The 22805-nt window shown below is 66.6% G+C and carries 18 protein-coding genes; 8 read left to right on the top strand and 10 right to left on the bottom strand.

Going from position 1 to position 22805, the window contains the following annotated elements:
* Window positions 1–7 precede the first annotated feature (7 nt).
* The 3 genes from PV781_RS15360 to PV781_RS15350 form a co-directional block, all read right to left on the bottom strand.
* Window positions 8–1147, bottom strand: coding sequence for a glycosyltransferase (locus PV781_RS15360; RefSeq protein WP_274776513.1), 1140 nt, complete (start codon window positions 1145–1147; stop codon window positions 8–10).
* Window positions 1144–2676 (bottom strand): O-antigen ligase family protein, encoded by a 1533-nt coding sequence (locus PV781_RS15355; RefSeq protein ID WP_274776512.1) that lies wholly within the window; start codon window positions 2674–2676, stop codon window positions 1144–1146. The genes PV781_RS15360 and PV781_RS15355 overlap by 4 nt, the downstream gene beginning before the upstream one ends.
* Window positions 2677–2859: 183 nt before the next feature.
* Window positions 2860–3891, bottom strand: a complete 1032-nt coding sequence (locus tag PV781_RS15350; RefSeq protein WP_274776511.1) for a glycosyltransferase — start codon at window positions 3889–3891, stop codon at window positions 2860–2862.
* Between the two features lie 156 nt (window positions 3892–4047).
* On the opposite strand from PV781_RS15350, the gene PV781_RS15345 reads away from it, so the two are divergent.
* Window positions 4048–4746 carry an orotate phosphoribosyltransferase gene (locus PV781_RS15345; RefSeq protein WP_274776510.1) on the top strand — a complete coding sequence of 233 codons (699 nt, stop codon included), beginning with the start codon at window positions 4048–4050 and terminating at the stop codon, window positions 4744–4746.
* Window positions 4747–4756: 10 nt separating this feature from the next.
* A complete protein-coding gene (locus tag PV781_RS15340) occupies window positions 4757–5827 on the top strand; it encodes a quinone-dependent dihydroorotate dehydrogenase (RefSeq protein WP_274776509.1) in 1071 nt (356 codons plus the stop codon).
* Between the two features lie 8 nt (window positions 5828–5835).
* Here the strand turns inward: PV781_RS15340 and mscL are convergent, their stop codons facing one another.
* Complete coding sequence (gene mscL, locus PV781_RS15335) at window positions 5836–6252, bottom strand: large conductance mechanosensitive channel protein MscL (protein ID WP_274776508.1); 417 nt, start codon at window positions 6250–6252, stop codon at window positions 5836–5838.
* Window positions 6253–6548: 296 nt separating this feature from the next.
* Between mscL and fabA the strand changes: the two genes are divergently transcribed.
* From fabA to PV781_RS15305, 6 genes are all read left to right on the top strand, one after another.
* Window positions 6549–7079: a 3-hydroxyacyl-[acyl-carrier-protein] dehydratase FabA gene (fabA, locus tag PV781_RS15330; RefSeq protein ID WP_274776507.1), complete on the top strand. Its 531-nt coding sequence runs from the start codon at window positions 6549–6551 to the stop codon at window positions 7077–7079.
* A 56-nt stretch (window positions 7080–7135) separates the two neighbouring features.
* Entirely contained in the window at window positions 7136–8353 is a 1218-nt protein-coding gene (gene fabB, locus PV781_RS15325; protein ID WP_274776506.1) for a beta-ketoacyl-ACP synthase I, read from the top strand.
* A gap of 136 nt (window positions 8354–8489) precedes the next feature.
* Window positions 8490–9338 carry an enoyl-ACP reductase FabI gene (gene fabI, locus PV781_RS15320; RefSeq protein WP_274776505.1) on the top strand — a complete coding sequence of 283 codons (849 nt, stop codon included), beginning with the start codon at window positions 8490–8492 and terminating at the stop codon, window positions 9336–9338.
* Window positions 9339–9557: 219 nt separating this feature from the next.
* Window positions 9558–10334: a bestrophin-like domain gene (locus PV781_RS15315; RefSeq protein WP_274776504.1), complete on the top strand. Its 777-nt coding sequence runs from the start codon at window positions 9558–9560 to the stop codon at window positions 10332–10334.
* A 115-nt stretch (window positions 10335–10449) separates the two neighbouring features.
* Window positions 10450–11226: a bestrophin-like domain gene (locus PV781_RS15310; protein WP_274776503.1), complete on the top strand. Its 777-nt coding sequence runs from the start codon at window positions 10450–10452 to the stop codon at window positions 11224–11226.
* Between the two features lie 81 nt (window positions 11227–11307).
* Entirely contained in the window at window positions 11308–13320 is a 2013-nt protein-coding gene (locus PV781_RS15305; protein ID WP_274776502.1) for a methyl-accepting chemotaxis protein, read from the top strand.
* A 75-nt stretch (window positions 13321–13395) separates the two neighbouring features.
* Here PV781_RS15305 and pnp read toward each other — a convergent pair whose 3' ends face one another.
* The 6 genes from pnp to infB all read right to left on the bottom strand — a co-directional run bounded on the left by pnp (window position 13396) and on the right by infB (window position 22804).
* On the bottom strand, window positions 13396–15579 hold the full coding sequence (gene pnp, locus PV781_RS15300; protein WP_274776501.1) for a polyribonucleotide nucleotidyltransferase: 2184 nt from the start codon (window positions 15577–15579) through the stop codon (window positions 13396–13398).
* A 304-nt stretch (window positions 15580–15883) separates the two neighbouring features.
* Complete coding sequence (gene rpsO, locus PV781_RS15295; RefSeq protein WP_209104276.1) at window positions 15884–16153, bottom strand: 30S ribosomal protein S15; 270 nt, start codon at window positions 16151–16153, stop codon at window positions 15884–15886.
* 258 nt (window positions 16154–16411) lie between these two features.
* Entirely contained in the window at window positions 16412–18019 is a 1608-nt protein-coding gene (locus PV781_RS15290) for an ABC transporter substrate-binding protein (RefSeq protein ID WP_274776500.1), read from the bottom strand.
* A 250-nt stretch (window positions 18020–18269) separates the two neighbouring features.
* On the bottom strand, window positions 18270–19379 hold the full coding sequence (gene truB, locus PV781_RS15285; protein WP_425532410.1) for a tRNA pseudouridine(55) synthase TruB: 1110 nt from the start codon (window positions 19377–19379) through the stop codon (window positions 18270–18272).
* A complete protein-coding gene (rbfA, locus tag PV781_RS15280; protein WP_274776498.1) occupies window positions 19379–19795 on the bottom strand; it encodes a 30S ribosome-binding factor RbfA in 417 nt (138 codons plus the stop codon). The genes truB and rbfA overlap by 1 nt, the downstream gene beginning before the upstream one ends.
* A 198-nt stretch (window positions 19796–19993) precedes the next feature.
* Complete coding sequence (gene infB, locus PV781_RS15275; protein ID WP_425532407.1) at window positions 19994–22804, bottom strand: translation initiation factor IF-2; 2811 nt, start codon at window positions 22802–22804, stop codon at window positions 19994–19996.
* Between the last annotated feature and the right edge of the window lies 1 nt (window position 22805).

Here is a 22805-nt window from a genome sequence, read left to right as displayed (position 1 = left end):
CGCGCGGTCACAGGCCGCAGAGCAGGCGATCCACCTCAAGCGCCCGCACATCCCAGCTCTCCGCGACCACCGCCGCGCGGCGGGCGGCCGCGGCTTGGGGCGTGGCGCAGGCGGCCGCGGCCAGGATGACAGGGGCCAGGTCGTCCCCGGGGTCGATGGCGCTCACGTGGTTCGCATAGGGTTCAAGGGCGGGAAAGCGGGTTGCGGCAATGGGCGTCCCACTTGCCAGATACTCTCGTAATTTCAGTGGATTACAGGCGCGGATCTGAGGCGTGTCCCGAAACGGGATCAGGGACACCGTCCAGTTTTGCACATAGCCGGCCAAGTCGCGGTGGGGCCTGGGTCCGAGGAAGTCCACGTTCGGCAGGCGGGCCAGGGCTGACACATCGGTGTGCACGGTGCCGACGAAGACGAAGCGCCAGCCGGGCAGCGCCTGCGCCGCCCGCACGATCATCCCCATGTCCAGCCAGTCGGAAATACTGCCGTAAAAGCCCGCCACCGGCCCGTCAGGCAGATCGGCGGGGCGCGCGACAGGCGTGGCGAACAGCTCGTAGTCGACGCCGTGGGGGACGAGGTGTGTCTTGGCGGAGGGAAAGCGCGCGGCGAGTGTGGGGCTTGCGGCAATCACCAGGTCCGCCCGCGCCACCAGGCGCCGCTCCATCTCCAGCACGGGTGCATGGTCCACACCGGACAGGGCGCCGAAATCATCACCGCAATAATAGACCACCGCGCGCTCTCCCGCGGTGCCGAGGGCGGCCACCGCGCTCGGCAGGGAGGCCCACAGGATCGGGCGGCTGATGCCGGCGGCGGGGAGGGCGGCACCCAGCTGCCGCGCGAGAGACGCGTGGTTCAGCCATTCCACCAGCGGATTGCCTGGCCAGGAGGCGACACGCGGCGAGAGCACCTGGAGGCCGTCTGGCAAAGCACGGCCTTGCCCGGGCACGGAAGGCGGGGCGCCCTGTCCCAGCATGGCGCGCACCTTCCGGGCGACCCGCGCCAGATCGTGCGCGCTCAACCGGGGGCGGCGCAGGCCGAGTGAGTTGACCCAGAGCACGCGATGGTGCGCCAGAAGGCGGCTGACCAGATGCTGGGTGGAGGAGGGGTGACCACCCCAATCCTCGCCAAAGACAACCAGATCCGAGCTCACGAGGGCGATGCTCCCGCACTGAGGGAGGTCGGCCGGCGTGGCGGAAGCCCCGGCGGCGGGCCGAGACCCTCTTCCCTGGCGCCGGTGCGCGGGTCGGGCTCAGGCGTCCTCCGGGGAAGAGGCGGCAAGTCGTCCGCCAGGGGGGGCGCCTGTTGCTGCTCCAGGGACAGCACCCGCGACAGCGCCACGGTCATGGCAAAGATCATGTAGAAGGGCCAGGAAAAGCCTTGGGTTAGGAAGGTCCCGGAGACGCAAAAGCTCGCCAGCCCGCTTGCCAGCGCAACGGCGGCGGTCTTCAGGCGCGGATCCACCTCACGGCTGTCCACCACCTTCAAGGAGCGCCGCGCCACCAGGGCCGTCGCCCCCACCATCGTCAGGAAAACTGCCACGCCGGGAAAGCCCGTCTCCGCCAGGATGCCGAACCAAGTGGAGTGGACCGCATGGGGCTTTCCGTCCCAGTCATTGGTGAAGAAGAAGTAGTTGGGCGCAAAATTGGCCAGCCCCACGCCCGTGAGGGGACGGGCCTTGGCCATGTTCCAGGCGGTCTCCCAGGCATTGAGGCGGCCCTGGGAGGACTCGTCGATTCCCTCTTCCGCCGCGCCGCCCGATTGCCGGCCGGAAATGCCCGCCACGGCGAATAGCCCGATGACCCCCACCACCCCGATGGTGATGAGCAGCGCCCGGCTTTTGATGAACCGGCTGCCCAGCACGGCGAGGACCGCCGTGATCCCCAGGAGGCCGCCTCGGCTCTGGGTGCAGATGATGCCGGAAAAGATGGTGGCAAATCCTGCCAGCCCCAGCAGCCGGTCGAAGATGTTGACGCGCCCGATGATGAGCGAGCCGGCAAAGCTCAAGGGGAAGAGCAGCGCCAGCGCCAGGTCGTTGGGATCGCCCAGTACCGATCCGGTGGCCCGCCCGATGGTGACGCGGGTGCCCTCCACCAGGCCGATGCCATTGAGCTTGTTATAGATGGCGACACTCGCCACCGCCGAGCCGAAGATCACGAACATGCGGTTGATGAGGTGGAAGTCGCCCGGCGTCCGCGTGGTCCAGGCGACGATCACCGTGATGAGGCCCACTTTCGAAAACAGGTCGGACCACTGCTTGTAGGCCAGCTCCCGCGACACGGCGGTGGCGACCGTCGCGCTGGCGATCAGGAAGAAGATGGCGAAGATGGTGAGTTCGCGGGTCCAGAACGGCTTCATGGTCCGCGCCAGAACCAGGTGCCAGAACACCAGGATGATGGACACCTGGGCGAGGGTCTGCGGGATTTTCCAGGGATTGAGGATCTCGAATGCCTCATGCACCCGCAGGAAGGAGAAGATCACGAACAGGATGACGGGGATGGCGGGCCGGTCGAAGCCCATCACCACCACGATGGCCAGGCAGCCGAGGAGCACGGGATACTCCACGCCCTCCACGCCAATCCACAGGTAGAACATGGTTCCCGTGGCGGCGAGCGCGATCAGGATGTCCCGCCAGTGGCTGGTGGTGCGTTTCAGGGGCGGCGGCTGGTAAAGGCCTTCCATCGCGTGATTGTCTCGTCGCCGGCGGGCACGGGCCAGATGTGTCGCGCCCGATCGTCTCGGGCGTGCACCTGCCGTGAATGGGCCTCATCCAAGAAGGCGGTTCGCCCCCTTGGATAACCGCACACGGCTTTCGAGGAAAGCACAGCCTCCGGGGCGGCGCACCTGACAAGCGCCTGTCACCGGTCAGAGCGGTGCGATGCGGGCATAGATGGCGAGGAGATCGCCAAGGCGCGCCTCGGTGCCGTAGCCGTCCCGCGCCGTGCGCCAGGCGGCCTGGGACCAAGCCGCACGGTCTGCTGCGTCGCCGTCGCGCCAGGCCGCGACGGCGGCCCGGGCCCGTTCGAGGTCGCCCGCGGGAAACAGCCACCCATTTTCGCCGGGCCGGATCAGGTCCGGCAGGGCACCGAGCGCGCTTGCGGCCACCGGGCGCCCCGCCGCCATGGCCTCGATGGCGGCATAGGGGAGCCCCTCGGCGCGCGAGGGCATCAGCAGCAGGCCGATGCGCGGCCAGATGGCGGTGGGATCGGTCACCAGGCCGTGGAAATGCACCACGTCCCCATAGTCTCGTTCCAGCTCACCCCGCAGGGGCCCGTCGCCGAACATTTCGAACGCCATATCGGACGCAGCGCCGCTGTCGCAGAAGCGGCGGGCGAGGGCGCAGAACAGGTCGGGACCCTTTTCGGGGCTGAGCCGGCCGACGAAGCCCACCACCCCCGATGTGGGCGGGGGAGGTGGCGCCGGGGGAACAGGGATGAAATTCGTGAGGATGCTGACAGGTGGGGGGAGACGGGCCGCGATGGGGGCGCTCACCGCGATACGGGTGGCGAGGCGCGCGGTCATCTCGTCGAGACGCTGATAGAGCGAGACGGGGAAGGGCGCTCGCTCGCCCGCATGAAAAGTGGAGGCGCAGGGGATGCCGGCGAGGCGCGCCGCGAGGCGCCCGAGGATGCCGGCCTTATAACCATGGGTGTGCAGCAGCCTCGGTCGCTCCGCCTTGAGGCGGCCGAGCAGGGTGCCGAAGCCTCCCTCCAGCACCGTGAAGGCGACCTTTTCCGTCTTCAGACGGGTGAGAAAGGGGCTTTCGCCATGGTCGGCCAGCAGCACCACGCGGCAGGGAAAGCCCGCTTCGCCCAGCGCTTGCGCAAGCACGATGACATGCCGCTCGATGCCGCCGATCCCCCGTGCGTCCAGAAGCTGCCAGATCTCGCCCGCCACGCCTGTGCCTCCTCCGCGCCCGCCGTGCCTTTTGCGCAGGACTGCCATGCCCAAGGCAGGCCCCAAGCCAGACCCCACGGGGTCATTTCCCATGGCGCCGCGCGCGGCCTCTGATATATGCCCAACCGATCGGGGTCGAACGAGGGGAAACCGCCCATGACCAGTGTCACAGCTTTTCCGGACAAGGCCACCATCGCGGAACTGACCGCGAAGATGATCATCGAGGTGGGGGCGGTTGGCTTCTCGACCGGCGAGCCCTTCATCTTCACGTCCGGCTGGGCGAGCCCCGTCTATATCGATTGCCGCCGGCTCATCTCCTTCCCGCGCGTGCGGCAGACGCTGGTGGATTTTGGCGTCTCCACCATCTATCGCGACATCGGCTTCGAGCAGGTGGACACGGTGGCGGGCGGCGAGACGGCGGGCATTCCCTTTGCCGCCTGGATCGCCGACCGGATGATGTTGCCCATGCAGTATGTGCGCAAGAAGCCCAAGGGCTTCGGCCGCAACGCGCAGATCGAGGGCTTCCTTGAGCCCGGCAAGCGCGTGCTGCTGGTGGAGGACCTGACCACCGATGGCCGCAGCAAGGTGAATTTCGTCCAGGCCCTGCGCAATGCAGGCGGCGAATGCGGCCACTGCTTCGTCTTCTTCTACTACGACATCTTCGCCGAGGCGCAGGGCATCCTGGATGATGCGGGACTGTCCCTGCATCGCCTGTGCACCTGGTGGGACATCCTGGCGGCGGTGAAGAAGATGGACCGCTTCCCGCCCCAGCAGATCGCCGAGATCGAAGCCTTCCTGCACGATCCCCATGGCTGGTCCAAGGCCCATGGCGGGGCCTCCCACGCCAGCGAGTGATGGCGGCATCATGGATCTCTACGGCCTCGCCCGCCCCTTCCTGCCCCTCGTCTCGCCGGAGACGGCGCACGGGCTGACCGTGCGCGCGCTTGCCGCCGGCCTGCGCCCGGTGCGTCCCGGACCCGATGATCCGGTGCTGGCCTCCACGCTGTGGGGAATGACATTCCCCAATCCCGTGGGGCTGGCGGCCGGCTTCGACAAGCATGCCGAAGTGGTGGACGAGGTGCTGGGGCTGGGCTTTGGCTATGTGGAGGCGGGATCGGTGACGCCCCGACCCCAGGCGGGCAATCCCAAGCCGCGTCTCTTCCGGCTCGACGAGGACGAGGCGGTCATCAACCGCTTCGGCTTCAATTCGGAGGGCCTTGGCCCCTTCGTGGAGCGCCTCGCCAGGCGCCGGGCGGCAGGCGCCGGGGGGATCGTCGGGGCGAACCTCGGCAAGAACAAGGAAACCGTCAACGCGGCTGACGACTATGACGCCGGCATCCGGGCGACCTGCGGGCTTGCCGATTATCTGGTTTGCAACCTGTCCTCGCCAAATACACCGGGACTTCGGGCACTGCAGGCGCGCAGCGAAATGGCGGCGGTGATCGCCACCGCTCGCACCGCGCGCGACGAGACCCTCGCGGAATCGGCCAAGCGCCCCCCCTTGCTGGTGAAGATCGCCCCGGACCTTGACGACGCGGCGCTTGCCGACATTGCGGAGGTGGTGCTGGAGGAAAAGGTGGACGGTGTCATCATCGGCAATACCACCCTATCGCGCCCCGCCAGCCTGAAGAGCGCCCATAAGGGCGAGGCGGGCGGCCTTTCGGGCCGGCCGCTGATGAGCCTGTCCACGGAACGCCTGGCGGCTTTCGCGCGCCTGGTTGAGGGCCGCGTGCCCCTGATCGGCTGCGGTGGCATTGCCTCGGGTGCGGACGCCTATGCCAAGATCCGAGCCGGCGCGAGCCTGGTGCAGCTTTACTCTGCCCTGGTGTTCCAGGGACCTGGCTTGGTCGGCCGCATCAAGACCGAGCTTGCCGCCCGCCTGAAGGCGGACGGCTTCACGTCGCTGACGCAGGCGGTTGGCGCGGACCTGCGGTGACGGGCGCGTCAGACCTGACGCTTGGCCAGCTGGTCGCGAATCTCCTCCAGAAGGACCTCCGTGCGGGTCGGTGCCACGGACGGCTTAACGGCCTCCTGCTTCTTCATCGCGTTCATGGCGCGGACCACGAAGAACAGGATGAAGGCAACGATCACGAAATTGATGGCCAGGGTGATGAAGCGGCCATACGCCACAACCGCGCCCTGGCGCCGCGCCTCCTCCAGATTGTCCGCCGTCACGTTGGACGCGAGGGGAATGAAGTAGTTGGTGAAGTCGAGGCCGCCGGTGATCGCGCCAATGATCGGCATGAAGATATCGGCCACGAGAGAGCTCACGATGTTACCGAAGGCGGCGCCGATGATGACGCCGACCGCCAGGTCCACCACATTGCCCTTCATTGCGAATTCGCGGAATTGTTTGAGCATGGCTCTCCCTTCCCAGTGCCGATGATCCCCGATGACAACGCACCCGCCCCGCTCTGGTGCCAACGTCAGCTTGGCCTGTATGGCGCCAATTGTCGCCTCACGCCGCTTCTTTTCGGCTGCGTGATATTTTTGCCCCTCCAAAGAGCCGGCGTGACGCTTTCATGACTTTGAGCGCGGCGGCGCCTATGTTAGGGAGTGCGCCGGTCGGCGAGGGGTGCCGGTGGCGATGTGATCGCGCCGCGCTTTGAGCCGCAACGAATCATCCCTTCGTGGGCAGCATGGCGATACCAGCGAGAATGGCGGACCGGCAGACCAGTTTCGAGTATGAAGACCTCCTCGCCTGCGGGCGTGGCGAGCTTTTCGGCCCCGGCAACGCCCAGCTGCCGCTGCCTCCCATGCTCATGTTCGACCGCATCTCGGAGATTTCCGAGACCGGTGGCGAGTTCGGCAAGGGTTTCGTGCGCGCCGAGTTGGCGGTGAAGCCGGACCTCTGGTTCTTTCCCTGCCATTTCAAGGGCGACCCGGTGATGCCCGGCTGCCTCGGCCTTGACGCCCTCTGGCAGATGGTCGGCTTCTTCCTGGGCTGGCTGGGCGAGCCTGGCCGTGGTCGCGCGCTGGGGCTCGGGGAGTTGAAATTTTCCGGCCAGGTTCTGCCGAGCATGCAGAAGGTGGTCTATGGCGTGGATTTCAAGCGCGTGATGCGCTCCAAGCTCGTTCTCGGCATTGCGGACGGCTGGCTGTCCGCCGATGGCGAGATCATCTATCGGGCCAAGGATCTGAAAGTCGGACTGTTCCAGCAGGATGCGGCGCCGGCCGTTGGCGGCTGAACAAGGCATCGCCATCTTTGCGGGGCAGGGTGCGGTTTTCCACCTGAGGAAGTGACATGCGGCGCGTGGTCGTCACCGGGATGGGCATTGTCTCGTCCATTGGAAATTCTACGCAGGAGGTGCTCGCCAGCCTGCGCGAGGCCAAGAGCGGGATCTCCTTTGCGAAGGACTATGCCGATCTGGGCTTTCGCTCGCACGTGCACGGTGCGCCCAGCCTGAATGCGGAAGAGGTCGTGGACCGGCGCGCCATGCGTTTCCATGGCGGCGGCACGGCCTGGAATCATGTGGCCATGGACCAGGCGATCCGCGATGCGGGCCTGGAAGCCCACGAAATTTCCAACGAGCGCACCGGCATGGTGATGGGTTCAGGCGGCTCGTCCACCCGCACCATCGTCGAGGCCGCCGACACCGCCCGCACCAAGGGCCCGAAGCGCGTCGGCCCGTTCGCGGTGCCGAAGGCCATGGCCTCCACTGCTTCCGCGACGCTGTCCACCTGGTTCAAGATCAAGGGGCCGAGCTATTCCATCTCGGCCGCCTGCGCCACCACCAACATCTGCATCGGCAATGCCTATGAGCAGATCGCCTACGGCAAGCAGGATCGGATGTTCGCTGGCGGCTGCGAGGACCTGGACTGGACGCTCTCCGTCCTGTTCGACGGCATGGGCGCCATGTCCTCCAATTATAATGACCGCCCGGCGGTCGCCTCCCGTGCATATGACAAGGACCGGGACGGCTTTGTGATCTCCGGTGGCGCCGGCGTGCTGGTGCTTGAGGATCTGGAGGTCGCCAAGGCCCGCGGCGCGCGCATCTATGCCGAGATCGTCGGCTACGGCGTGTCCTCGGACGGCGCCGACATGGTCGCCCCCTCGGGCGAGGGCGCGGAGCGGGCCATGCGGCTTGCCATCGCCGACATCAAGGCGCCCATCGACTATATCAACCCCCACGCCACCTCCACGCCCATCGGTGACCTCAAGGAAATCGAGGCGATCCGGGCCGTGTTCGGAGACAAGTCGCCGCCCATCTCGGCCACCAAGTCTCTGACCGGCCATTCCCAGGGCGCCACCGGCGTGCACGAGGCCATCTATTCCATCCTGATGATGCAGAACGGTTTCATCGCCAAGAGCGCCAATATCGACGAGATCGACCCGGCGTTCGCGGACATGCCAATCCTGCGCGAGCGGATGGATGATGTGGCGCTCGGCCATGTGCTGTCCAACGGCTTCGGCTTCGGCGGCGCCAATGCCTGCCTGGTGCTCAAGCATCCCAACGCCTGACGGCGGATTGGTGCAAAATCGTTAAGAGCCTTGGGCCGATTGTGCGGAAAGCACGGCCCAGCGCGCGTGCGCAGGTGGCGCCGGCCTGTAAGGTCTGCTATCGCCCCTGGCAGTGTGTGACGAAGGATAGCCAGCGATGCAGGACCTGATGAAGGGCAAGCGCGGCGTGGTGATGGGAGTGGCCAACGACCACTCCATCGCATGGGGAATCGCGAAGGCCCTCGCGGGTCAGGGAGCCCAGCTCGCCTTCACCTATCAGGGCGACGGCATGGCCAAGCGGGTGCGCCCGCTGGCCCAGAGCCTCGGCTCCAGCCTGATCCTGCCATGTGACGTTGAGAACCTTGCCAGCGTGGACGAGGCCTTCAGCCGGCTCAAGGATGAGTGGGGCAGCATCGACTTCCTCGTTCACGCGGTCGCCTTCTCCGACAAGTCCGAGCTGAAGGGCCGCTATGCGGACACCACGCGGGAAAATTTCTCCCGCACCATGGTGATTTCCTGCTTCTCCTTCACAGAGGTGGCCAAGCGGGCCGCGGCGCTGATGCCCAATGGCGGGTCCATCATCACCTTGACCTATGGCGGCTCTACGCGCGTCATGCCCAATTACAACGTCATGGGCGTGGCCAAGGCGGCGCTTGAGGCCTCGGTGCGCTATCTGGCGGCGGACTACGGCCCGGTGGGCATTCGCGTGAACGCCATTTCGGCCGGCCCGGTCCGGACTTTGGCGGGCGCGGGCATCGCTGATGCGCGGCTGATGTTCAATTATCAGCGTCGCCATGCCCCCCTGCGCCGCACGGTCACCATCGAGGAGGTGGGCGGTTCCGCCCTCTACCTCCTGTCCGAACTGTCGACCGGCGTGACGGGCGAGGTCCATTTCGTGGACAGCGGCTACAACATCATTTCCATGCCGCATCCCGATGTCCTCAAGACCCAAGAGGATGCGGAAGCCAAGCTCGCCAGCGAAGTGCCGGCCGACGCGGCGGAATAGCCGATCGGCCGCGCGGCTCCTCTCAGCGGGGCTTGGGCGGGACGCTTCCTGCGATCCCGCGGGAGGGGGCTGCCCCGCTTGAACTGGCGCCGGAATTGCCCTTGCGCCAGGCATCATATTGCCGCGTTTTAAGTTGCCCAGCCGTTCCTCTCCTCACTAGAGTGCGGGCCGCCGCGGTTGCGGTGCCCCCGTTGTCCTCTCTCTTATCAAGCTCCGCAGATGACTTCCTGGACCGTCGCGGTTCTCTCCTTTGCCTGCATGTTCGGTGGCGCGTTGGGTGCACTGGCGCTGGCGTCCCGGCTTCCCGATCATCATCTGTCACCGGCGACCCAGGACACGGTGAAGCTGGGCGTGGGCATGATCGCAGCCGTGGCCTCGCTGATCCTGGGACTGATGGTGGCCTCGGTTCAGAGCTCTTTCAGTTCCACGGGCTCCGATGTGCGCAGCTACGCGCTCTCGTTGCTCTCGGTGGACGTGGACCTGCGGCACTATGGGAAAGACGCCTGCCCGGCCCATGTTCTGCTCGGCGAATATGCGCGCGGCGTCCTTGTGCAGACTTGGGCGGATGCCCCGGCCGCCTTCAAGCCCAAAAGCGGCACGCCGGCGCAAGTCACCTTGGCGCAGCTGGACAATGCGGTGCGCGATCTGACACCGGAGACGGACAGTCTGAAATCCTTGAAGGACACCATCTTGGGCGAGATGCGCACGGTGCTCACCGAGCGCTGGAAGGTGTCGGGCGACAACAGCTCCCAGATCCCGACCGCCTTCATCGTGGTGGTCATTCTCTGGCTCGCCCTGATCTTCTCAAGCTTCGGCCTGTTTGCACCGCTGAATGCGGTGGTGGTGGGATCGCTGTTCCTGTGCTCCATCTCCATCGCCGGGGCCCTGTTCCTGATCGTGGAGATGGCGGGCCCGTTCGACGGGACCATCCAGGTCGCGCCGGACGCGCTGACCGAGGTCATCACCTACATGGATGGGCAGCGCTGCCCGGGGTGAACATTTCACGCGGCGCGCCTAGGGGCGGCGCGCCATCTGCCCGCCCGCGGCGGGCGCGGCCAGAATCGAAAGCGGGGTGGACGGTCCGGCCCGCCGACAGGGGAGTGGGAGAGGCATGGCGCCCTGGCAGACGTCGCTCATCGCCTTCATCTGCATGTTTGGCGGCGCGCTTGGCGCCATGTTCGTGGCCCGCCGGCTTCCCGAGCACCACGTCTCCAAGGAGACGCAGGACACGGTAAAGCTGGGGGTTGGTATGATTGCGGCCATGGCCTCGCTCATTCTCGGCCTGATGACGGCGTCGGTGAAGGGCGGCTTCGACACCACAGACAAGGATGTGCACACCTATGCCCTGAACATCCTGACCGTGGACTCCTACATGCGCCATTACGGGCCAGACGCCTGCGGGGCGCGGGACCTTCTCAGGAGATACACGGAAGGTGTGATCGAGGAGGCGTGGTCTGGCGGGGATGACAGTGGGACCCCGAACCTGAAGACGGGTAAGATTCTGCTGGATCTGGATGGAGCGGTCCGCAGTTGGACGCCGCAGAGCGAGGATCAGCGGGCGATCCGCGCGTCTGTCGCCGAACGGCTTCAAACCCTGCTGGCCAGCCGCTGGACCATCAGCCAGGAAGCGGTCACCAACATACCGGGCGTGTTCGTGCTGGTGCTGCTCATCTGGCTGACCCTGATCTTCATCAGCTTCGGCCTTTTTGCCCCCTCGAACATCGTGGTGGTGGGCGCCTTGCTCCTGTGTTCCCTCTCCATTTCTTGCGCCCTCTTCATCATCATGGAAATGTCCGGGCCGTTCGAAGGCATTATCCTCGTTCAGCCCAAGCCCCTGATGCGGGTGCTGGATGTCCTGGCGCTGCAAGGCTGCGCCCCGCCCGGCTGAGTCCCTGCCGCTTCCCGCCGCAAGGTCCAGGCAAGTCTGGCAGGTTTTGCTGCCGCGCATCTGGACATCGGGAGAGGTGGCATGCGCGGCGTGCGGTTGGGTATCGGACTGAAGCTTGGCCTGGTTGCCGGCTTCCTGGTCCTCATGTCCGCGGGCGTGATCGTCAGCCGGCAGATTGCCATTGGCCGGATCGATGCCGCCCTCGCAGATTCCCGCCGCCAGGCCGATATCCTGAAGATGACGGAGGAGGTGGGACTTCTCCTCGGCAGTATCCGCCTCAACGCGGCTGAGATGCGCCAGTCCTTCGCCAGCCTCGACAATGACGATCTGCTGCGCAAGGTAAAGGTGGACGTCGCTTCCGCCCAAGGCGACCTCAATCGCCTCATGGAGCTGGAGACCCACGAGGACGATCTTGAGACCTTCCGCCAATTGAAGGAGCGGCTCGCCAAGGTCGCCCGGACGGTCGCGGACATCCGGGAAACCCAGACCACCCAGCTTCAGGCCGTCGACAGCCGTACGGCCCTTGGAACCCGCGCCCGGGGCAGTTTCGCCATGCTCGCCAGCACGGCGTCCGCTGCCGGCAAGCCGGATTCGGTCAGCGCAGCCCATCAGCTTGAACAATTGCTGGAAGGCATCAGCCTTGCTGCCGCGACGTTCACGCTGGAGGAGGATCGCAAGCAGCTGGTGCTGATCTCGGCTATGCAGGATCGTGGGATGCGTCTTCTCGACGACCTCCAGGATGCCTTGGGCAAGTCCCCCGAGCTCGCCTCGGCGAAATCTCTGTTCGACGGCTATGTGGATGCCGTCCGCGAGGGCCTGGCCGAGATCCAGGCGCGGGACAAGCTGGTGCAGGATAGCTTCCTTCCGGCCTCCCGCGAGGCCGCCAAGCTTCTGGCCACGGTGACCAAAGAAAGCGCAGACCAGGCAGTCGAGGCGCAGTCCATTGCCAACGAGGCGCTGGACGCCGGCATGACCCAGATCATGCTGCTTTCGATCGTTGCGATTCTCGCATCCATCGCCGCAGGTGCCTATTCCATCGCTGGCGTCGCCCGTCCCTTGAGGCATGTGGCCGGTGCCATGGAACGCGTCTCGAGCGGTGAGCTCGATATCGACATTCCCCACTCCGCCCGCTTGGACGAAATCGGCGACCAAGCCCGCGCGCTCTCTTTCTTCAGGGATAGCCTCATGGAGGCGGAGCGTCTGCGCCATGAACGCCAGGAGGCGGAGGTCGCCGCCCAGGCTCGGCGCAAGGAGGAGATGAACGCTCTTGCGCAGTCGTTCGAGGCGGCGGTGGGCGCGGTTGTGGACCTTGTGGCCAACGCGGCCACCGAGCTCCAGCAGGCCGCCGAAAGCCTGAATGCGACGGCCGACGAAGCCACGAACGAGGCCGCAACCGTTGCAGCGGCAGCAAGCCTTGCCACCACGAACGTGCAGTCCGTCGCGGCGGCCATCGAGGAATTGTCGACCTCCGCTCGTGAGATCGGCGACCGCCTCCAGCATTCCTCGCAGATGACCGAGCAGGCCGTGACCGAGGTGGAGACCACCAACGGCCAGATCAACGGCCTGCGTGTGTCGGCCGACCAGATCGGCACCATCGTCAGCCTGATCGACACCATTGCAGGCCAGACCAATCTCCTGGCGCTCAATGCCACCATTGAATCTGCCCGTGCGGGCGAGGCCGGGCGCGGCTTTGCCGTCGTGGCCCAGGAGGTGAAGGAACTGGCGGGACAGACGGCCAAGGCGACGGCTGACATTGCCTCACGGATTACGGGGATCCAGGACTCCACCGGCGACGTGGTGGTGTCCATCTCCGGCTTCAGCCAGACCATCGCCGAGCTGCGCGCGGCAGCGGCTGCCATTGCGGCTGCCATGGAGGAACAGAATGCCACCACGGGCGAAGTGGCCCGCAGCATTCAGAGCGCGGCGAACGGCACCACCGAGGTCACCGCCAGCATCGCGGCGGTGGAACGTGCGGCCCAGGCCTCTTCGGCTGCCGCCCAGCAGGTGCTGTCCTCCTCCCGCGACCTGTCCCAACAGGCGGAGCACCTGCGCCGCCAGGTGCGAGACTTCGTCCAGACGGTGCGCGCTGCCTGACAAGGGAGGCGCAAGAGCAAAGAAAAAGGGCGGCCGCGCGGCCGCCCTTCTCATTTCAGGGGAGAGCGGGCCGCCTCACTCGGCAGCGCCTGCCTCGTCCTTGGCAGCGGCTTCTTTGGCAGCTTCCCGCTCGGCCTTTTCCTTGGCCTCAAGGTCCTCGCCCGTGGTCTGGTCGACCACCTTCATGGACAGGCGGGTCTTGCCGCGCTCGTCGAAGCCCATGAGCTTCACCTTCACCTTGTCGCCTTCCTTGACCACATCCGAGGTCTTGGCGACGCGATCCTTGGCGAGCTGAGAGATGTGGACGAGGCCGTCCTTGGAACCGAAGAAGTTCACGAAGGCGCCGAAATCAACCACCTTCACGACCGTGCCGTCATAGATCTGGCCGACTTCCGGCTCGGAAGCGATGGACTTGATCCAGTTGATGGCGGCCTTGATGCTCTCGGCGGCGGCCGAGGCGATCTTGATGGTGCCGTCGTCCTCGATGTTGATCTTGGCGCCGGTCTTCTCGACGATCTCGCGGATCACCTTGCCGCCGGAGCCGATCACTTCGCGGATCTTGTCCACGGGGATCTGCATCACCTCGATGCGGGGGGCGTGCTCGCCGAGTTCCGCACGGGCCGAGGTGAGGGCCTTGGACATCTCGTTGAGGATGTGCGCGCGGCCATCCTTCGCCTGGCCGAGGGCGACCTTCATGATCTCCTCGGTGATGCCGGCGATCTTGATGTCCATCTGGAGCGAGGTCACGCCCTTCTCGGTGCCTGCCACCTTGAAGTCCATGTCGCCGAGGTGATCCTCGTCGCCCAGGATGTCCGAGAGGACGGCGAACTTCTCGCCTTCCAGGATCAGGCCCATGGCGATGCCGGCCACGGGACGGCGCAGGGGGACGCCCGCATCCATCAGAGCCAGCGAGGTGCCGCAGACGGTGGCCATGGAGGAGGAGCCATTGGACTCCAGGATCTCCGAGACCACGCGCAGGGTGTAGGGGAACTCATGCTTGGCGGGCAGCATGGGATGGATGGCGCGCCAGGCGAGCTTGCCGTGGCCGATCTCGCGGCGGCCGGGAGAGCCCATGCGGCCGGTCTCGCCCACGGAGAAGGGCGGGAAGTTGTAGTGCAGCAGGAAGTGCTCCTTGTAGGTGCCTTCCAGGCTGTCGATGAACTGCTCGTCCTCGCCGGTGCCGAGCGTCGCGACCACGAGGGCCTGCGTCTCGCCGCGGGTGAACAGCGCCGAGCCATGGGCCCGGGGCAGAATGCCCACTTCGGAGACGATGGGGCGCACGGTGCGCACGTCGCGGCCGTCGATGCGCACGCCCTCGTCGAGGATGTTCCAGCGCACGATCTTGGCTTCGAGGCCCTTGAGCACTTCGGACAGGACCTGCGGGGCGGGGGCCTGCTGGCCCTCCACGGCGAGGCCTTCGAAATACTTCTTCACCTTGGCCTTGGCCTGGGCGACGGCTTCGTAGCGGGCCTGCTTCTGCACGATCTTGTAGGCGGCGCGCAGGTCCGCCTCGGCGATCTCGCGGATCTTGGCTTCAAGGGCGGAGTGATCCTCGGGCTCGAAGGCGCGGGGTTCCTTGGCGGCCTTCTCGGCGAGGCGGATGATGGCCTCGATCACCGGCTGGAAGTGACGATGGCCGAACATGACCGCGCCGAGCATGATCTCTTCGGGCAGTTCCTTGGCCTCGGACTCCACCATGAGCACGGCGTCGGAGGTGCCGGCGACCACGAGGTCGAGGGCGCTTTCCTTCACCTCTTCCAGGGTGGGGTTGAGCACATATTCATCGTCGATGAAGCCGACGCGGGCGCCGCCGATGGGGCCCATGAAGGGCACGCCGGAGAGCGTCAGGGCCGCGGAGGCGGCGACCATGGAGACGACGTCGGGATCGTTCTCGAGGTCATGGGCGAGAACGGTGACCACCACCTGGGTGTCGTTCTTGTAGCCCTCGGCGAAGAGGGGGCGGATGGGACGGTCGATAAGCCGGGAGACCAGGGTCTCCTTCTCCGACGGACGGCCCTCGCGCTTGAAATAGCCACCGGGAATGCGGCCAGCCGCGTAGGTCTTTTCCTGATAATTGACGGTCAGGGGGAAGAAGTCCTGGCCGGGCTTGGGCTCACGGGCGGAAACCACGGTGGCCAGAACGGTGGTGTCGCCATAGCTGGCGAGCACCGCACCGTCGGCCTGGCGGGCCATCTTGCCCGTCTCGAGGACCAGCGTGCGGCCGCCCCAGTCCAGCTCCTCGCGATGGATGTCGAACATGGAATGTCTCTCTCTATTGCGCGAAGCGGGAGAGCCATGTGCAAGACGGCCGGACGCGCCGCCCGTTCATCGTCCCCGGTGTGGGGCGATGCACGACGGTAGCGTCCGGCGATCCTGCCATGACTTTCCCTAGACTTCGCGGGCGCGCGGCGGACCCCATGTCCGCCACGATGCGTCGCCGCGTCATGCGGCGCGCTTGGGTGCGTTCCGGTGCGATGAGGGCCACCGCACCGTTCCGAGCCCTTGGGACCCTTGACCCTTCAGGCCGGCCATCACGCCGATGCCCGAAGGGCCAGGAGCCCTGTCAGCGACGCAGGCCGAGCCGCTCGATCAGCGACTTGTAGCGACCTTCGTCCTTGCGCTTCAGGTAGTCGAGGAGGCTGCGGCGCTGGGACACCAGCTTCAGCAGGCCGCGACGGGAATGGTTGTCCTTGTTATGGGACTTGAAGTGCTCGGTCAGGTTGGAGATGCGCTCGGAGAGGATCGCAACCTGCACCTCGGGCGAACCGGTGTCGCCGTCCTTGGCCCCATAGTCCTTGATGAGCGCCTGCTTGCGCTCTGCAGTGATCGACATCGGATCGTCCTTTCGGTTGAGAAGGGCGGCAATCGCGAGCGCCATCTCAGGCGGAACCGGGATTGCCAGACCGTCGACGGGCCGGGCCGGGATGTCGTCCAGCGCGGTCCAGGTCGAACGGAAGGGTTGCGCCACCTTTCGGAAGCGCGGCTGAACTATACACAAAATCCGGGTGCGAGCCAGCGCAAAGTCCGGCGGGCCTTCGAGGCCCGCCGGGTCGTGCGCCCGTTGGTTGCAATGCGTCGCGGAGCGCCGCGTTCACTTCATGCCGATGGTGGTCAGGTCCTGGAACCAGTGCTGGGCCTGCACGAAGTCCTTCACCTTGGGGGAGAGGGCATGGGGGTTGGTGTCGTGCACCACCCAGACGAGGGCAGCATCATCAACGACCTGCTCGTGCACCTTGGCCATCAGCTCGTCCTGCTTGGTCACATCGAACGTGCGCTTGGCCTCATCGATCAGCGCATCCACCTTCGGGTTGGAATAGAAGCCCCAGTTCACGCCCACCGGCGCCACTTGCCGGGAATCGAAGAAGCGGATGAGCGCATAGAGCGGGTCGGACGTCACATAGGCGATGTTGTTCGCGGTGATGCCCGCATTGATGGGATCCTTCGCCCCCTTGCGCCAATGGGTATAGAGCGCCTCCAGCTCCACCACCTTGAACTCCACGTCCACCCCGATCTCCTTGAAGGAGGCCTGGAGATATTCGTTCATGGGCAAGGAGAGCATCTGGCCGGTGCCGCCGGTGGCAATGATGAAGGTGGCCTTGACCGGCTTTTCCTTGGAATAGCCCGCTTCCTTCACCAGGCGGGCGGCTTCGGCCGGGTCGTATTTCAGGTCGAAGGTGGGCTTGCCGAACCACGGGCTCTGTGGGTCCACCTGGCCCTTGGCGGGCTTGGCGAGGCCGTTCATGAGGGCGACGATGCCGTCACGGTCCACCGCCAGATTGAGCGCCTTGCGCAGGCGCACGTCCGTCCAGGGCGAGCCGGGCAGGACCGAGAGGTGGTAGTTCCACACATGCGGGGTGACATTGTCGACGATCTTGATGCCCGCTGCCTTCAATTGCGGCACGGCGTCGGGGGCGGGGGTCTCAATCAGGTCCACCTGACCCGCAAGCAGGGCGTTGGTGCGCGTGACGGCCTCGGGGATGGGGATGAGGATCATCCGGTCTGCCTTGGGCAGGCGGCTCTTGTCCCAATAATCGGGGTTCCGCACCAGTTCCAGGCGTTCGCGCGGGACCAGTTTGTCCATCTTGAACGGGCCGGTGCCGGACGGGCTGGCCGCGAACTTGTCCCAGTCCTTGCCCAGCTTCTCGTATTGCGCGGGGCTCGACACCAGGAACCAGAGCATCTGGTAGGGGAAGAAGCTGTCCACGTCCTTGGTGGTGATCTCCACCGTATAGTCGTCCAGCTTGCGATAGGAGGCGACGGAGGGTAGGCGGGTCTTCACCTGCGCGGACTGGCGCTTGTCGAACTGTGGGGACTTCTCGTCCAGCACCTTGTCCAGGTTCCAGATCACCGCATCGGCTGTGAAGTCCGAGCCGTCATGGAACTTGACGCCTTTCCGCAGGGTGAAGATCCACTTCTTCTGGTCTGTCGAATCTACCTTCCATTCGGTGGCGAGGCCCGGCACCAGCTTGCCCGGCCGGTCGGCCACGTTCATCTCCCAGGCGACCAGGGGGTCGTAGAGGGTATAGCCGGTGAATTGATAGGCACCTGCTCCTCGATCGGGCTGGCCGGTGGTCTGGGGAATGTCGGCCATCGAGATGCCATACCGGACCACGTTCTCGGCCTGTGCGGCCAGGGGAGCGCCGGCCGCAAGGGCCAGCGAGACGAGGGCGGAGGAGAGAAAGGAAAATCCGAAGCGCATGGGCTCGCTTTCCAGGGTTAAGGAAGGCTCGCCCCTCGCAAGTTGCATGCCGTATTCGGGATGCAGTCGCCTGCTTCGGTCACGTTTTTGTATACAACTTTCGTCGAGTGCGTTCCGATAGATCCCGTCGGTCGTGGCCTGATGCGCATGCGCCTCCAAAGCGAAAGGCCGCAGAAACAGGGTTCCTGCGGCCTCTTCTTTCGGTCTGGGAGCGCTCGCGCTAAAGCCCCGGTGCCTTCCGTCCGCTGTTCTAGGCGGAGCGGCGCAAGGGCTTGGGCGCCGATTTCGCCCAATTGAATACACGGTGGGGCCGCACCTCGCCGCCCGCCATATCTCCGATGGCGATCAGCGAGCCCTGGCAGGATACGGCCACATGCCCCTCATAGATCGGGGCGTCGCGGCCGCGCAGGATCACGTTCTGGCCGCAGCGCATGCGGTGGGCGTCCGACGGACTGACAGCGATCTCGGGCAGCTCCTCAAGGGCGCATCCCACATCTGCCATGGCTTCCGACAAAGCGGGCATGCCGGCATCGGCGCGGTCGCGCAGCTCGTCCAGGGGAACGAGGTCTTCCTCCAGGAACGGGCCGACGGCCGTGCGGCGCAGGGTCGAGACATGGCCGCACGTGCCGAGCGCCCGGCCGAGGTCGCGGGCGATGGAGCGCACATAGGTGCCCTTGCCGCACTCGGCCTCGATCACCGCGTGGTCGGCGTCGGGCCGGGATACCATTTCCAGCCGATGGATCACGACCGGGCGGGCCTCCAGCACCACGGTCTCGCCTTCGCGGGCAAGATCATAGGCGCGCTCGCCCTGGATCTTCAGTGCCGAATAGACCGGCGGCACCTGCATGATCTCGCCGCGGAACTGGTCGAGGGCGGCCTCGATCTCGGCATCGGCGGGCCGAACATCCGAAGTCGCGATCGGCGAGCCTTCGGCGTCGTCTGTGTCCATCTCGGTGCCGAAGGAGACGGTGAAGCGGTAGGTCTTGCGGCCGTCCATCACATAGGGGACGGTCTTGGTGGCCTCGCCGAAGGCGATGGGCAGGCAGCCGGAGGCCAGCGGATCGAGCGTGCCCGCATGGCCGGCCTTCTTGGCGCCGAACAGGCGCTTCACGACCGTCACCGCCTGGGTGGACGTCATGCCGATGGGCTTGTCCAGCAGCACCCAGCCATCAATGTCGCGCTTGGGCTCGCGCGGCTTGTTGGGGTCGCGCTGGGGGCGGCGCGGCGGCTCGCCGGCGCGCTTGTAGCGCGGACGGTCATAGTCCGACGACGGCGGTGCGGCCGGGGTCAAAACAGCGGTGTCGTGAGCGGCGTCGTTGCCGGCAACTTGCTCCTCGGAGCGGTCATCCACGATGGGCATCATTGATCCGTTTCGTTCTCGCCATCGGTCTCAAGGTCTCGAGCCACGTCGGGCGAACGCAGCAAGGCGTCGATCCGCGCACCCTCGTCGAACGAGGTGTCCTTCCGGAACCGCAGCTCCGGCACGGACTTCAGCTCCACGCGACGCGCCAGCTCCGTGCGCAGGAAGCGGGCATTGTCGCTCAGGGCCTTCAGCACCGGCGCAATGTCCTTGCCGCCCAGCGGCATGACGAAGCAGGTGGCGATCTTCAGGTCCGGCGACATGCGCACTTCGGGCACCGTGATGATGTGCCCGGAAAGCACGGGGTCGATATGGTCGCCGCGCGAAAGCACGTCGGCCAGAGCGTGGCGCACCAGTTCGCCCACGCGCAGCATGCGCTGGCTGGGGCCGGCGCCGGTCTTGTTCTGTTGTTTCATGGTCCTTCACTCGACTGCGCGTCGCGCCCGTCGCTCCTCACGCGAGACCGGGCGGAATCGGACCGCCGCGTCTCAAAAAAACGCCCCCGCCGCCGGGCGGATGGCCCGGGGCGAGGGAGGGTCATTCGGGAAAGCGGCGGGGCCTTGGCCCCGCGCCATCTCCATCCAGAGCGCCCCGGAGGGCGCCGACGCCGCGGCTCAGAGCGAGCGGCGCACCACTTCCACGCGGTAGCACTCGATGACGTCGCCGGCGCGCATGTCCTGGTAGTTCTCGAAGGACATGCCGCAATCCTGGCCCGCATGGACGGTGTTCACAGCGTCCTTGTAGCGGTTCAGGGTCGACAGCTTGCCCTCGTGGATCACCACGTTGTCGCGAATGAGGCGGACATGCTGGCCACGTTCCACGATGCCATCGGTGACGGTGCAACCCGCCACCTTGCCCACCTTGGAGACCGCGAAGATTTCCTTGATGAGCGCATTGCCCAGCATGGTCTCGCGGTTGATCGGCGCCAGCAGGCCGCTCATGGCCTGCTTCACGTCATCCACCAGGTCGTAGATGATGTTGTAGTAGCGGATCTCGATGCCCGCCCGCTCGGCCGCCTCGCGGGCTTCCTTGTTGGCGCGCACGTTGAAGGCGATGATGGACGCGCCGGAGGTTTCCGCCAGCGTCACGTCGCTCTCATTGATGCCGCCCGCACCGGAATGGATCACCCGGGCCTGAACCTCGTCGTTGCCGACCTTCTCCAGCGCACCGATGATGGCTTCCACCGAGCCCTGCACGTCGCCCTTGATGATGAGCGGGAATTCCTTGCGGCCCGAGGACCGCACCTGGCTCATCATCTGCTCCAGCGAACCGCGGACGGTGGCGGACCGGGCCGCTGCCTTCTCGCGCTTCTGGCGCTGGCGATAGTCGGTGATCTCGCGGGCGCGGGCTTCGTTCTCCACCACCGCCAGACGGTCGCCGGCCTCCGGCGTGCCGTTGAAGCCCAGCACTTCCACGGGGAAGGAGGGGCCGGCTGCATCGGTGTTGGCGCCGACGTCGGTAATGAGGGCGCGCACGCGGCCCCACTCGGCACCGGCCACGACGATGTCGCCGATATGCATGGTGCCGCGCTGGATCAGCACGGTGGCCACGGGACCGCGACCCCGGTCGAGCTTGGCCTCGATGACGGTGCCTTCCGCGGCGCGGTCGGGATTGGCCGTCAGGTTGAGGATTTCGCTCTGCAGGGAGATGGCTTCCAGCAGCTTGTCCAGGTTGATCTGCTTTGTGGCGGAGACCTCCACTTCGAGGGTCTCGCCGCCCATGCTTTCCACCTGCACCTCATACTGGAGCAGCTCGGAGCGCACGCGCTCCGGCTTGGCGTCGGGCTTATCGATCTTATTGATCGCGACGATCAGCGGCACCTTGGCAGCGCGGGCGTGATTGATGGCCTCGATGGTCTGGGGCATCACGCCGTCATCGGCCGCCACCACCAGAACCACGATGTCCGTCACCTTGGCGCCGCGGGCGCGCATGGCGGTGAAGGCGGCGTGGCCGGGGGTGTCGATGAAGGTGATCTTGCCGCCGAGCGGCGAGGTCACCTGGTAGGCGCCGATATGCTGGGTGATGCCGCCGGCTTCGCCGGACACCACGTTGGCCTTGCGGATGGCGTCAAGCAGCGAGGTCTTGCCGTGGTCGACATGGCCCATGATCGTGACCACCGGGGGCCGCGGCTGCAGCTTCTCCGGCGCGTCGGCCACGTCGAACAGGCCTTCTTCCACGTCCGATTCGGACACGCGGCGCACCGTGTGGCCCAAATCCTCGGCGATCAGCTCGGCGGTGTCGGCGTCGATCACGTCGGTGATCTTCACCATCTGGCCCTGCTTCATCAGCATGCGGATCACGTCCACCGCACGCTCGGACATGCGGTTGGCCAGTTCCTGGATGGTGATGGTTTCGGGCAGGATCACCTCGCGGGAGATCTTCTCCTTGCTCTCCATCGCCCGATGGCCTGTCATGCGCTGGGTGCGCCGACGGAACGAGGCGACGGAACGCTGGCGCTCCTCCTCGCTGGACAGGGCGTTGGTGAGGGTCAGGCGGCCACGGCTCTTCTCGCTGCCGGGGCTCTTGGGGAGCTTGACCGGAGCGGCCGGCCGGGGCGGGGTCGCGCCGCGGCGAGCGGGACGGCGTTCCTCGTCCTCGCCACCTTCCGTGGGCGTGGTGGCGGCAGCCGGGCGGGGCGTGAGCGGACGGGCCGCCGGCGTGGCAGAAGTGCCGCGCGAGGCACCCTGCTCCTCGCCGAAGCGCTTGCGGGCTTCCTGCTCGGCCTTGCGCTTGCTCTCGTCCTCGAGGGCGCGGCGGCTTTCTTCCTCACGCTTGCGCGCTTCGGCGGCTTCCCGCTCGGCGCGCTCGGCGCGCTCGCGCTCTGCGCGGCGACGGGCCTCCTCCTCGGCGACGCGGCGCTCTTCCGCCATCCGCTGCTCTTCGACCGCGCGAACGCGGGCATCAGCGAGCGCATTGGCGCGAGCGTTGCGCTCTTCCTCGGTCAGGGTGCGCAGCACCACGCCCGATCCGCCGGGGCGCTGGGTGCCGGGACGGCCGCCGGGACCGCCGGAGCGGCGGTCGGCATTGGGTCCACCCTGGCCGGGGCGGTTATTGCCCTGCCCAGGCCGCTGCTGGCCCTGGCCGGCGCCGGGACGCGAGGCGCCACCGGATGCCGTGCGGGCCGGACCCGATGAAGACGAGCCGGCAGGGCGCGACGACGCGCCCGAGGATGTGGTGCGATTATCCATCGGACGGGACTGGGATGCGGCCGGCGCGGAGGCGCGCGGCGGGGTTGAAGCGGTCGGCGCGGGCTTGGCAGCGGCAGGCGCGGCCGCCACGGGGGCGGCTGCGGGCGAAGGCGCCGGGGCGGCGGGGGCCTCCACCACGGGCGCCGCGGGAGCGGGCGCCTCGACCTTGGGGGCAGGGGCTTCCGCCGGGGCGGCGGGGGCCGCGGCTGCGCGGCGGGGTGAAAGCAGGGGGGGTATG

The sequence above is a fragment of the Aquabacter sediminis genome (assembly GCF_028863665.1).
Classification (GTDB): Bacteria; Pseudomonadota; Alphaproteobacteria; order Rhizobiales; family Xanthobacteraceae; genus L1I39.
The sequence above is the reverse complement of the archived record's forward strand: the minus strand, read 5'-3'. Positions and strand labels throughout refer to the sequence as shown.

Excerpts from the sequence above, each read along its gene's own strand:
- PV781_RS15290 (WP_274776500.1), bottom strand. The coding sequence starts at position 18,019 with ATGCGCTTCGGATTTTCCTTTCTCTCCTCCGCCCTCGTCTCGCTGGCC.
- PV781_RS15310 (WP_274776503.1), top strand. The coding sequence starts at position 10,450 with ATGGCGCCCTGGCAGACGTCGCTCATCGCCTTCATCTGCATGTTTGGC.
- pnp (WP_274776501.1), bottom strand. The coding sequence starts at position 15,579 with ATGTTCGACATCCATCGCGAGGAGCTGGACTGGGGCGGCCGCACGCTG.
- rpsO (WP_209104276.1), bottom strand. The coding sequence starts at position 16,153 with ATGTCGATCACTGCAGAGCGCAAGCAGGCGCTCATCAAGGACTATGGG.
- mscL (WP_274776508.1), bottom strand. The coding sequence starts at position 6,252 with ATGCTCAAACAATTCCGCGAATTCGCAATGAAGGGCAATGTGGTGGAC.
- fabB (WP_274776506.1), top strand. The coding sequence starts at position 7,136 with ATGCGGCGCGTGGTCGTCACCGGGATGGGCATTGTCTCGTCCATTGGA.
- fabI (WP_274776505.1), top strand. The coding sequence starts at position 8,490 with ATGCAGGACCTGATGAAGGGCAAGCGCGGCGTGGTGATGGGAGTGGCC.
- PV781_RS15315 (WP_274776504.1), top strand. The coding sequence starts at position 9,558 with ATGACTTCCTGGACCGTCGCGGTTCTCTCCTTTGCCTGCATGTTCGGT.
- PV781_RS15305 (WP_274776502.1), top strand. The coding sequence starts at position 11,308 with ATGCGCGGCGTGCGGTTGGGTATCGGACTGAAGCTTGGCCTGGTTGCC.
- PV781_RS15345 (WP_274776510.1), top strand. The coding sequence starts at position 4,048 with ATGACCAGTGTCACAGCTTTTCCGGACAAGGCCACCATCGCGGAACTG.
- PV781_RS15355 (WP_274776512.1), bottom strand. The coding sequence starts at position 2,676 with ATGGAAGGCCTTTACCAGCCGCCGCCCCTGAAACGCACCACCAGCCAC.
- truB (WP_425532410.1), bottom strand. The coding sequence starts at position 19,379 with ATGCCCATCGTGGATGACCGCTCCGAGGAGCAAGTTGCCGGCAACGAC.
- PV781_RS15340 (WP_274776509.1), top strand. The coding sequence starts at position 4,757 with ATGGATCTCTACGGCCTCGCCCGCCCCTTCCTGCCCCTCGTCTCGCCG.
- rbfA (WP_274776498.1), bottom strand. The coding sequence starts at position 19,795 with ATGAAACAACAGAACAAGACCGGCGCCGGCCCCAGCCAGCGCATGCTG.
- fabA (WP_274776507.1), top strand. The coding sequence starts at position 6,549 with ATGGCGGACCGGCAGACCAGTTTCGAGTATGAAGACCTCCTCGCCTGC.